At 71.4% G+C, this 11,185-nt stretch carries 8 protein-coding genes and 1 pseudogene; 6 read left to right on the forward strand and 3 right to left on the reverse strand.

Translation table 11 applies throughout. The features are described from left to right. The 3 genes and pseudogenes from AOK23_RS49870 to AOK23_RS17320 form a co-directional block, all read right to left on the reverse strand. Nucleotides 1-229, reverse strand: a pseudogene (locus AOK23_RS49870) (ABC transporter permease); the annotation flags it as partial. Continuing rightward, nucleotides 222-1,262, reverse strand: coding sequence for an ABC transporter permease (locus AOK23_RS17315; protein ID WP_055713609.1), 1,041 nt, complete (start codon nucleotides 1,260-1,262; stop codon nucleotides 222-224). The gene AOK23_RS17315 and the pseudogene AOK23_RS49870, both read right to left, overlap by 8 nt. Continuing rightward, nucleotides 1,259-2,776: a sugar ABC transporter ATP-binding protein gene (locus AOK23_RS17320; protein WP_055713610.1), complete on the reverse strand. Its 1,518-nt coding sequence runs from the start codon at nucleotides 2,774-2,776 to the stop codon at nucleotides 1,259-1,261. Before AOK23_RS17320 ends, AOK23_RS17315 begins: the two co-directional genes overlap by 4 nt. A 255-nt stretch (nucleotides 2,777-3,031) precedes the next feature. Between AOK23_RS17320 and rhaI the strand changes: the two genes are divergently transcribed. The 6 genes from rhaI to AOK23_RS17350 all read left to right on the forward strand — a co-directional run. After that, the gene (gene rhaI, locus AOK23_RS17325; RefSeq protein ID WP_055713611.1) at nucleotides 3,032-4,192 is read left to right on the forward strand and encodes an L-rhamnose isomerase; all 1,161 of its coding nucleotides are present in this window, start codon (nucleotides 3,032-3,034) and stop codon (nucleotides 4,190-4,192) included. 272 nt (nucleotides 4,193-4,464) lie between these two features. Continuing rightward, entirely contained in the window at nucleotides 4,465-6,504 is a 2,040-nt protein-coding gene (locus tag AOK23_RS17330; RefSeq protein ID WP_055713612.1) for a bifunctional rhamnulose-1-phosphate aldolase/short-chain dehydrogenase, read from the forward strand. Beyond that, entirely contained in the window at nucleotides 6,501-7,949 is a 1,449-nt protein-coding gene (locus AOK23_RS17335; RefSeq protein WP_055713613.1) for a rhamnulokinase, read from the forward strand. Before AOK23_RS17330 ends, AOK23_RS17335 begins: the two co-directional genes overlap by 4 nt. 225 nt (nucleotides 7,950-8,174) lie before the next feature. After that, on the forward strand, nucleotides 8,175-8,930 hold the full coding sequence (locus AOK23_RS17340; RefSeq protein ID WP_055713614.1) for a (Fe-S)-binding protein: 756 nt from the start codon (nucleotides 8,175-8,177) through the stop codon (nucleotides 8,928-8,930). Nucleotides 8,931-9,018: 88 nt separating this feature from the next. Then, complete coding sequence (locus tag AOK23_RS17345) at nucleotides 9,019-10,626, forward strand: LutB/LldF family L-lactate oxidation iron-sulfur protein (protein ID WP_240496424.1); 1,608 nt, start codon at nucleotides 9,019-9,021, stop codon at nucleotides 10,624-10,626. Further along, nucleotides 10,623-11,185: LutC/YkgG family protein (locus AOK23_RS17350; RefSeq protein ID WP_055713615.1), on the forward strand; the 563-nt coding region annotated here is incomplete at its 3' end. The genes AOK23_RS17345 and AOK23_RS17350, both read left to right, overlap by 4 nt.

Here is an 11,185-nt window from a genome sequence, read left to right on the forward strand (position 1 = left end):
CGACCGACAGGTCGATCTCGCCGGACACCACGAGCAGGGTCATCGGCAGGGCGATCAGCGCGATCGGCAGGGTGTTGCCGATGAGGAACGACAGGTTGAGCGCGTTGCCGAAGCCGTCGACGGTGGAGAAGGACAGCAGGAGCACGACGATCAGGAGGGCGCCGACGGCGGAGTCCCACCGCTTCAGGGCGGACCAGCGGCTCGCGCGCGAGGACGTGGGGTCAGCCATGGCGGGCGTTCCTCTTCTTCAGGGCGGTCGCCACCCGCAGCGCGACCACGCGGTCCACGGCGATGGCGAGGATGAGCAGGACGCCGTTGATGGCGAGCACCCACACCGAGCTGACGCCGAGGGCGGGCAGGACGCTGTTGATGGACGTCAGCAGCAGGGCACCGAGCGCTGCTCCGTAGACGCTGCCGGAGCCGCCGGTGAAGACGACACCGCCGACCACGACCGCGCTGACGACGGTCAGTTCGTACCCGGTGCCCGTGCCGGAGTCGACGTTGCCGAAGCGGGCCAGGTAGAGGGCGCCCGCGAGGCCGGCGAGGGCGCCGCAGAAGGTGTAGGCGACCAGGATCCGCTTGCGGACGGGGATGCCGGCGAGGCGTGCGGCCTCCGGGTTGGACCCGAGCGCGTACAGCTCGCGTCCGCTGCCGAAGTGCTTCAGGTAGTAGGCCGTCGCCACCAGGACCACGAGCGCGATCAGGGCGAGGTAGGGCACCGCGAGGATGCCGCCGGAGCCGAAGTCGATGAACCCGTCCGGCAGGCCGGAGGCGACGATCTGCCGGGAGCCGACCCAGATCGAGTCGATGCCGCGGATGATGTAGAGCGTGCCGAGGGTGACGACGAGGGCGGGCACCTGGCCGAGGCTGACGAGCAGGCCGTTGAGCAGGCCGAAGCCGATGCCCATCAGGACCGCGAGGAGCACGGCCACGACCGCGTTCCCGCCGCCCTGGAGATAGGTGCCGGCGGTGAAGGCGCTGATGCCGAGCGTGGAGCCGACCGACAGGTCGACGTTGCGGGTGATGACGACCAGGGACTGGCCGACGGCGACCAGCACCAGGATGGTCGCGTTGAGCAGCAGGTCCTTGATGCCCTGCTCGGTGAGGAACTCGCTGTTGCCGAGCTGGGTGACGACGATCATCGCCAGGAAGACGACCAGGATGGCGAGTTCACGCATCCTGAAGACGCGGTCCACGAGCCGGGTGCCGCTGGACCTGGGCACCTCGGTGACGGGGGTGTTCTCGGGGGCGGTCACCGTCATGCGGCTGCCCTCCCCGTGGCTGCGGCCATCACGGTTTCCTCGGTGGCTTCGGAGCGAGGGATCTCGGCGGTGAGCCGGCCCTCGTGCATCACGAGCACGCGGTCGGCCATGCCGAGGATCTCGGGCAGGTCGGAGGAGATCATCAGGACCGCCACACCGTCGGCGGCGAGCTGACTGAGGAGGCGGTGCACCTCGGCCTTGGTGCCGACGTCGATGCCGCGGGTTGGCTCGTCGACGATCAGCACCTTCGGGCCGGTGGCGAGCCACTTGGCGAGGACGACCTTCTGCTGGTTGCCGCCGGACAGCGTGTTGACGGTGTCCGCGAGGCGGGCGTACTTCACCTGGAGTTTGACCGCCCAGTCGAGGGAGCGGCTGCGTTCGGCGCCGCGGTCCACCAGGCCGGCCTTCACGGTCGTGCGGAGGCCGGTGAGACCGATGTTGCGTTCGATGGACATGTCCATCACCAGGCCCTGGGCGCGGCGGTCCTCGGGGACCAGGGCGAGCCCGGCGGACATGGCGGTGGAGGGGGCCCCGTTGGTGAGGGGCTTCCCGTCGACGGCGACCTCGCCCGCGTCCCAGCGGTCGACGCCGAAGACGGCTCGGGCCACCTCGGTGCGGCCGGCGCCGACGAGGCCGGCCAGGCCGACGATCTCGCCGCGGCGGACGTCGAAGGAGACATCGGTGAAGACGCCCTCGCGGGTCAGCCGGCGCACGCTCAGGGCGACCTCGCCGGGCTCGACCTCCTGCTTGGGGTACAGCTCCTCCAGGTCGCGGCCCACCATGCGGCGTACCAGGTCGTCCTCGGTCATGCCGTCGACGGGTTCGCTGGAGATCCAGGCGCCGTCGCGCAGGGTGGTGACCCGCCGGCAGATCTGGAAGATCTCCTCCAGGCGGTGGGAGATGAACAGGACGGCGGAGCCCTGCTCGCGCAGGGTGCGGACGACGCCGAAGAGGCGGGCGACCTCGCTGCCGGTGAGGGCCGCCGTCGGCTCGTCCATGATCAGGACGCGGGCGTCGAACGACAGCGCCTTGGCGATCTCGACGATCTGCTGGTCGGCGATGGACAGGCCGCGTGCCGGGCGGTCGGGGTCGAGTTCGACGCCGAGCCGCCGCATCAGGGCGAGGGTCGCCGCGTGAGTGGCCTTGTGGTCGATCCGGCCGAGGGCGCGCCGGGGCTGGCGGCCCATGAAGATGTTCTCGGCGATCGACAGGTCGGGGAAGAGCGTGGGCTCCTGGTAGATCACGGCGATGCCCGCGTCGCGGGCGTCGGCCGGACCGTGGAACACCGTGGGCGCTCCGTCGAGGAGCACCTGGCCGGAGTCCGGTCGGTGCACCCCGGCGAGCGTCTTGATCAGGGTCGACTTGCCCGCTCCGTTCTCACCGGCGAGTGCGTGCACCTCGCCCGGGAACAGTTCGAGGGACACGTCCCGCAGGGCGCGTACAGCGCCGAAGGACTTGGAGATGCCCTTCAGCGCGAGAACGGGGGCCGGACCCGTGTCGGACCGGTCTGTCATGGGGGCTCCTCGACGACGCCGGTGGCGGAGGGCCGAGCCCTCACTGCGTCGTGAAAGGTTTCAACTAGGTTGCCGGGACGTTAGGCACCCCACGCAGGTCACGTCAATGGGTTCCGGTCGAAAATTTTTCGACAGAAGAGGTCACAACAGGGTCACGGACGATGGTCTTGACCTGGGGGGTTGACAGTCGGACGAGCCGCTCATAGTTTCCCGTGCTGAATCGTTTCAGACATCAAAGCCGGTAGGAGCCCTGACGTGACCGAGCTCGCCGCGGTGAAGGCCGCTCTCAAGACACAGGCCGTCGAGACGCCGTCGTGGGCGTACGGAAACTCCGGAACCCGTTTCAAGGTTTTCGCCCAGGCCGGTGTGCCCCGCAACCCCTGGGAGAAGCTGGACGACGCCGGCAAGGTGCACGAGTTCACGGGCGTGGCCCCGACCGTGGCGCTGCACATCCCCTGGGACAAGGTCGACGACTACGCGGCGCTCGCCAAGCACGCCCAGCAGCGGGGCGTGCGGCTCGGCGCGATCAACTCCAACACCTTCCAGGACGACGACTACAAGCTGGGCAGCATCTGCCACCCGGACGCGGCGATCCGCCGCAAGGCCGTGGACCATCTGCTGGAGTGCGTCGACATCATGGACGCCACCGGGTCCCGCGATCTGAAGCTGTGGTTCGCGGACGGCACGAACTACCCCGGCCAGGACGATGTGCGCGAGCGGCAGGACCGGCTGGCCGAGGGGCTGGCCGAGGTGTACGAGCGGCTCGGGGACGGGCAGCGGATGCTGCTGGAGTACAAGTTCTTCGAGCCGGCGTTCTACACGACCGACGTCCCGGACTGGGGCACCGCCTACGCCCACTGTCTGAAGCTCGGGCCGAAGGCGCAGGTCGTCGTCGACACCGGGCATCACGCGCCCGGCACGAACATCGAGTTCATCGTGGCGACGCTGCTGCGGGAGGGGAAGCTCGGCGCGTTCGACTTCAACTCCCGGTTCTACGCCGACGACGACCTGATGGTCGGTGCGGCCGACCCCTTCCAGCTGTTCCGGATCATGTACGAGGTGGTGCGCGGCGGCGGGTTCACCCCCGAGGTCGCGTTCATGCTCGACCAGTGCCACAACATCGAGGCGAAGATCCCGGCGATCATCCGGTCGGTGATGAACGTCCAGGAGGCCACGGCGAAGGCGCTGCTGGTGGACCGGGAGGCGCTGCGCTCCGCTCAGCGGGCCGGGGACGTGCTGGAGGCCAACGCCGTGCTGATGGACGCGTACAACACGGATGTGCGGCCGCTGCTCCGTGAGGTGCGTGAGGAGATGGGGCTGGACCCCGAACCGCTGAAGGCGTACCGCGCGTCCGGGTGGGCCTCGAAGATCGTCGAGGAGCGTGTGGGAGGAGAACAGGCGGGTTGGGGGGCGTGACCGCTGCGCTGAGCTGAAGCCGATGCCGCGCTCCATCTGCCGGGTCACTGCCGGTCGCGGTACGCGGGCCGGTTCGTGGCCGGTCGCGCAGTTCCCCGCGCCCCTGAAGGCCCAGGCCCTGCGGGCCTGAGAAGCATGGGGCGCAGCTCCTGCTTTTCAGGGACACGGGGAACTGCGCGAGAAGCCCCACTCACCCGCACCGGCCACGCACCCCCGAGCCCCGAGCTGAACCCCGTACCCCGTACTCATCTCACCGTAAGGATTGATCGCACATGGCAACCCATCCCGAAGCCGCAGCTCTGCTCGCCCGGTCCCGGCGGCTCGGTGCCGATCCCCGGAACACCAACTACGCCGGTGGCAACGCGTCCGCCAAGGGGACCGGCACCGATCCCGTCACCGGGGGTGATGTGGAGCTGATGTGGGTGAAGGGGTCCGGGGGTGACCTCGGGACGCTCACCGAGGCCGGGCTGGCCGTGCTGCGGCTGGACCGGATGCGGGCGCTCGTCGACGTGTACCCGGGGGTGGAGCGCGAGGACGAGATGGTCGCCGCGTTCGACTACTGCCTGCACGGCAAGGGCGGGGCGGCCCCGTCGATCGACACGGCCATGCACGGGCTCGTGGACGCCGCCCACGTGGACCATCTGCACCCGGACTCCGGGATCACGCTGGCCTGCGCGGCCGACGGGGAGAAGCTGACCGCCGAGTGTTTCGGGGACAGCGTGGTGTGGGTGCCGTGGCGGCGGCCCGGCTTCCAGCTGGGGCTGGACATCGCCGCCGTGAAGCGGGACAACCCGGGGGCCATCGGCTGTGTGCTCGGCGGGCACGGCATCACCGCCTGGGGCGACACCGCCGAGGAGTGCGAGCGGAACTCGCTCCACATCATCCGTACCGCGGAGGCGTTCCTCCAGGAGAAGGGGAGGGCCGAGCCGTTCGGGTCGGTCGTCGAGGGGTACGAGGCGCTGGAGGCCGGCGCGCGCCGGGAGCGGGCCGCCGCTCTCGCGCCGCACGTCCGGGCCATCGCCTCGCAGGACAGGCCGCAGGTCGGGCACTTCACCGACTCCGACGTCGTGCTCGACTTCCTGGCGGGCGCCGAGCACCCGCGGCTCGCCGCGCTGGGCACCTCGTGCCCGGACCACTTCCTCCGTACGAAGGTCCGCCCTCTCGTGCTGGACCTGCCCCCGACCGCGGACCTGGACACGGCGATCGCCCGGCTGAGGGAGCTGCACGCCGAGTACCGCGAGGAGTACGCGGCCTACTACCGGCGGCACGCCGAGCCCGACTCCCCCGCGATGCGCGGCGCTGACCCGGCGATCGTGCTGATCCCGGGCGTGGGCATGTTCAGCTTCGGCAAGGACAAGCAGACGGCGCGGGTGGCCGGAGAGTTCTACGTCAACGCGATCAATGTGATGCGGGGCGCCGAGGCGGTCTCCACGTACGCGCCGATCGAGGAGTCGGAGAAGTTCCGCATCGAGTACTGGGCCCTTGAGGAGGCCAAGCTCCAGCGGATGCCGAAGCCGAAGCCGCTGGCCACGCGGGTGGCGCTGGTGACGGGCGCGGGCAGCGGGATCGGCAGGGCGATCGCGCACCGGCTGGTCGCGGAGGGGGCGTGTGTCGTCGTCGCCGATCTGAACGGCGAGAACGCCGCCGCCGTGGCCGAGGAGCTGGGCGGGGCCGACAAGGCCGTCGCCGTGACGGTCGACGTGACCGACGAGGAGCAGATCGCCGGGGCCTTCAAGGCGGCCGTGCTGGCCTTCGGCGGGGTCGATCTCGTCGTCAACAACGCCGGGATCTCCATCTCCAAGCCGCTGCTGGAGACCTCCGCCAGGGACTGGGACCTCCAGCACGACATCATGGCCCGCGGTTCGTTCCTGGTGTCGCGCGAGGCGGCGCGGGTGATGATCGCGCAGAAGCTGGGCGGCGACATCGTCTACATCGCCTCCAAGAACGCCGTCTTCGCCGGCCCCAACAACATCGCGTACTCCGCCACCAAGGCCGACCAGGCCCACCAGGTGCGGCTGCTCGCCGCCGAGCTGGGCGAGCACGGCATCCGCGTCAACGGCGTCAACCCGGACGGTGTGGTGCGCGGGTCCGGCATCTTCGCCGGCGGCTGGGGCGCCCAGCGGGCGGCGACGTACGGCATCGAGGAGGAGAAGCTCGGCGAGTTCTACGCCCAGCGGACCATCCTCAAGCGTGAGGTGCTGCCGGAGCACGTCGCGGGCGCGGTGTTCGCGCTGACCGGCGGCGAGCTGACGCACACCACCGGGCTGCATGTCCCGGTCGACGCCGGCGTCGCCGCCGCCTTCCTGCGATGAGCACCGCCGTGAAGTCGTACGCCGCGGTCGACCTCGGCGCGTCCAGCGGGCGGGTCATGGTCGGCCGGGCGAACCGGGACTCGCTGGAGCTGGTCGAGGCGCACCGGTTCCCCAATCGGCCGGTGCGGACGCCCGAGGGGCTGCGCTGGGACGTGCTCGCCCTGTACGCGGGGGTCCTCGACGGGCTGAGGGCGGCCGGGCGGGTCGACTCCGTCGGCATCGACAGCTGGGCCGTCGACTACGGCCTGCTGGACGCCGACGGGGCCCTCCTCGGCAACCCGGTGCACTACCGGGACACCCGCACCGAGGGCGTCGCCGAGAAGGTGTGGGCCACCGTGCCCGCTGCCGAGCTGTACGCGGCCACCGGGTTGCAGTACGCGCCGTTCAACACGCTGTACCAGCTGGTCGCCGCCAGGTCGTCGGCGCAGCTGGCGTACGCGACGCGGCTGCTGCTGATCCCGGACCTGCTGTCGTACTGGCTCACGGGTGAGTTCGGCACGGAGCTGACGAACGCGTCCACGACCCAGCTGATCGATCCGCGCACCCGTGACTGGGCGTACGGCGTGGCGGAGCGGCTCGGGGTCGACCTCGAGCTGTTCGCGCCGCTGCGGCGGCCGGGCGACCCGGCGGGGCTGCTGCGGCCGCGGGTGCTGGAGGAGACGGGGCTGACCGGGCCGGTGCCGGTGACGACCGTCGGCTCCCACGACACCGCCTCGGCGGTCGCGGCCGTACCCGCCACCGGTGAGCGGTTCGCGTACATCTGCACCGGCACCTGGTCGCTGGCCGGGCTGGAGCTGGACGCGCCGGTGCTGACCGAGGAGAGCAGGGCCGCCAACTTCACCAACGAACTGGGGCTCGACGGCACGGTCCGCTATCTGCGGAACATCATGGGCCTGTGGCTGCTGCAGGAGTGCGTACGGCACTGGGGGGACCCGGATCTCGGGGAGCTGCTGCGGGCCGCCGCCGGGGTGCCGGCGCTGCGGTCGGTCGTGGACGCGGGGGACTCGGCGTTCCTCGTGCCCGGCCGGATGCCGGAGCGGATCGCCGCGGCGTGCCGGGAGTCGGGGCAGCCGGTGCCCTCCTCCCCCGCCGAGATCACCCGCTGCATCCTCGACTCCCTCGCCCTCGCCCACCGGCGGGCCGTCACCGAGGCCCAGTCGCTCGCCGACCACCCGGTGGACGTCGTCCACATCGTCGGGGGCGGCACCCGCAACGCCCTGCTGTGCCAGCTCACCGCCGACGCCTGCGGGCTGCCGGTGGTGGCGGGCCCCGCGGAGGCGGCGGCCCTGGGCAACGTCCTGGTCCAGGCCCGCACACACGGCGTCGTCGACGACCGGGCCTCGATGCGCCGGCTCGTCGCCCGCACGCAGCCGCTGGTGCGGTACGAGCCGCAGGGCGACCCGGCGGCCTGGCGCGCGGCGGAGGACCGGCTCGCGCGGGCGTGAGGGCGCCCGGCGGCCCGTGCCGGGTCGACGCCCCTCTCCGGGTGACGCCCCTCAAGGGTTGCCGGCCTCCTCCGGCGGGCGGTGCGTTCCCCGCTCGGCGCCCTCCTGTGCCTGGGTGACGGGGCGGGCCCCGCCAGGCGATTCCGACCAGCGGGCCCCCTCGCCCTCCGGGGCATTGGCGTCGTACCCTGCTTTCATCCGATGACCGACCCTCGAGGAGCCGCGATGCGTGTCGCTCTGTTCCTGACCTGTGTCAACGACACGCTCTATCCGGACACCGGCCGCGCCGTGGTGAAACTGCTGACCAGGCTGGGCGTCGACGTGGACTTCCCGATGGATCAGACCTGCTGCGGGCAGGCCCACTACAACACCGGGTATCGACATCAGGCGGAGCCCCTGGCCCGTAAGTTCTCCGATGTATTCGGTGGGTACGAGGCGATCGTGACGCCGTCCGGGTCGTGCGGGGCGATGGTGCGGGAGCTGTATCCGCGGATGGGGGAGCGGGCGCGGGCCGAGGGGCGCGGCGACACGCTGGCGCGTACGCTCGCGCCGGTCGTGCCGAAGACGTACGAGCTGACCGAGTTCCTGGTGGACGTGCTGGGCGTGACGGACGTCGGGGCGTACTACCCGCACAAGGTCACCTACCACCCGACCTGCCACGGCCTGCGCGGTCTCGGGCTCGGTGAGCGGCCGCGCCGGTTGCTCCAGGCGGTGAAGGGTCTGGAGCTGGTGGAGCTGCCGGGGGCGGAGGAGTGCTGCGGTTTCGGCGGCACCTTCGCCGTGAAGAACCCCGACGTCTCGGCGGCGATGGGCAGGGACAAGGTGCGCAGCGCCGAGTCGACGGGCGCGGAGGTGCTGTGCGCGGCCGACAACTCGTGTCTGATGCACATCGGCGGCACCATGGCCCGGCTGCGCACGGGCATGCGGCCGGTCCACATCGCGGAGATCCTGGCGAGCACGGAAGAGGAGCCGCTGGTATGACCGGTCGTGCGGAGACGACAGTGAACGAGACCGCGGTGAACGAGACCGCGGTGGACGGGACCTCGGCGAGCAGGATCGGGGGCGGCGCGTGAGTGGGACGTTCGTCGGGATGCCGGCGTTTCCGAAGGCGGCGCACGAGGCCGTGCACAACGCGACGCTGCGCGGCAATCTGCGGCACGCCACGCACACGATCCGCGCGAAGCGGGAGAAGGCCGTCCTGGAGGTGTCGGACTGGGCGGAGCTGCGCGAGGCCGGCAAGCGGATCAAGGACCACACGCTCCGTCATCTCGACCGTTACCTGGTCCAGTTGGAGGAGTCGGTGACGGCGGCGGGCGGCACCGTCCACTGGGCCGCCGACGCGGACGAGGCCAACCGCATCGTGACCTATCTGGTCAAGGCGACCGGTGAGACGGAGGTCGTCAAGGTCAAGTCGATGGCCACGCAGGAGATCGGGCTGAACGAGGCGCTGGAGGCCGAGGGCATCCGCGCCTACGAGACCGATCTCGCCGAGCTGATCGTGCAGTTGGGCAAGGACCGCCCGTCGCACATCCTCGTCCCCGCGATCCACCGCAACCGGGGCGAGATCCGGGACATCTTCGCGAAGGAGATGAGCGAGTGGGGCCGCCCGGCCCCCGACGGGCTGACCGACACGCCCGCCGAGCTGGCGGAGGCGGCGCGCCTGCATCTGCGGGAGAAGTTCCTGCGGGCCAAGGTCGGCATCTCCGGAGCCAACTTCATGGTCGCCGACACCGGCACGCTGGTCGTGGTGGAGTCGGAGGGCAACGGCCGGATGTGCCTCACCCTGCCCGAGACGCTGATCTCGGTGGTCGGGATCGAGAAGATCGTGCCGACCTGGCAGGACCTGGAGGTCTTCCTCCAGACCCTCCCCCGCTCGTCCACGGCCGAGCGGATGAACCCGTACACCTCGATGTGGACCGGCACGACGGACTCCGGGACGGCCGACGGCCCGAGCACCTTCCACCTCGTCCTCATCGACAACGGCCGCACCGACACGCTGGCCGACGAGGTCGGCCGCCAGGCGCTGCGCTGCATCCGCTGCTCGGCGTGCCTGAACGTGTGCCCCGTGTACGAGCGGGCGGGCGGCCACGCGTACGGCTCGGTCTACCCCGGCCCCATCGGCGCCATCCTCAGCCCGCAACTCCGGGGCACGGGAAGCGAGATCGACGCGTCGCTGCCCTACGCCTCGTCGCTGTGCGGCGCCTGCTACGAGGTGTGTCCTGTGGCCATCGACATCCCGGAGGTGCTGGTGCATCTCCGGGAGCGTGTCGCGCAGGGCGGGCAGGTGACCGAGAAGGGCGCCAAGGTCGTCCTCAAGCCCGCGAAGGGCCACGCCGCCGAGCGGGCGGCGATGCGGGCGGCCGGCTGGGCCTTCACCCACCCGGCCGCGCTGCGCACCGGCCAGCGGCTGGCGTCCCGCACCCGCCGCTTCCACCCCCGTACGCTGCCCGGCCCCGGCATGGCGTGGAGCGCGAGCCGCGCCCTGCCGACGCTACCGGCGGAACCGTTCCGCGACTGGTGGCAGCGGACGAACGGGGGGCGGACGGAACAGGGGGTCGCGGACGGCGGCCGCGCAGACGGGGGTCACGCGGACGGGCGCCCCTCCCCCAGCGGGCGGGACGGCGGCGGTCGGGCGAACGGCGAGTGGGCCGGCGGCGGAGAGGACAGCGGCAAGTGAGCAGCAGGGATCTGATCCTGGGTCGGGTGCGGCGCGCGCTCGCCGACGTACGACGCGACGACACTCCCCCAGCGCCTGACGAAGCTGGGAGGGACGTCCAGTACGAGCAGGCCGTTCCGCGGACGTACCTCCGGGAACACGGCGAACGGGACGTGGCGGAGACGGTGGACCTGCTGGCCGAGAACCTGGCGGACTACCGGGCGATCGTGCACCGCACGGATACGGCCGGACTCCCCGGCGTCATCGCGGAGCTGTTGGCCGCGCACGGCTCGTCCTCGGTGCTCGTGCCGCCCGCGCTGCCCGAGGAGTGGCTGTCGGCGACGGAGGTGACACGGGTCGCCGACCGGGCCGAGAGCACGCCGTACGAACTGGACGAGGTGGACAGCGTGGTCACGGCCTGCGCGCTCGCGATCGCGGAGACCGGCACGATCGTCCTGGACGGCTCCCCGGACCAGGGCCGCCGCCGGATCACGCTGGTCCCCGACCACCACATCTGCGTCGTACGCGTCCCCGACCAGGTCGTCCCGTCGGTCCCCCTGGCCCTGGAACGCCTCGACCC

The organism is Streptomyces torulosus (assembly GCF_001419765.1).
In the GTDB taxonomy this organism is placed as follows: domain Bacteria; phylum Actinomycetota; class Actinomycetes; order Streptomycetales; family Streptomycetaceae; genus Streptomyces; species Streptomyces torulosus.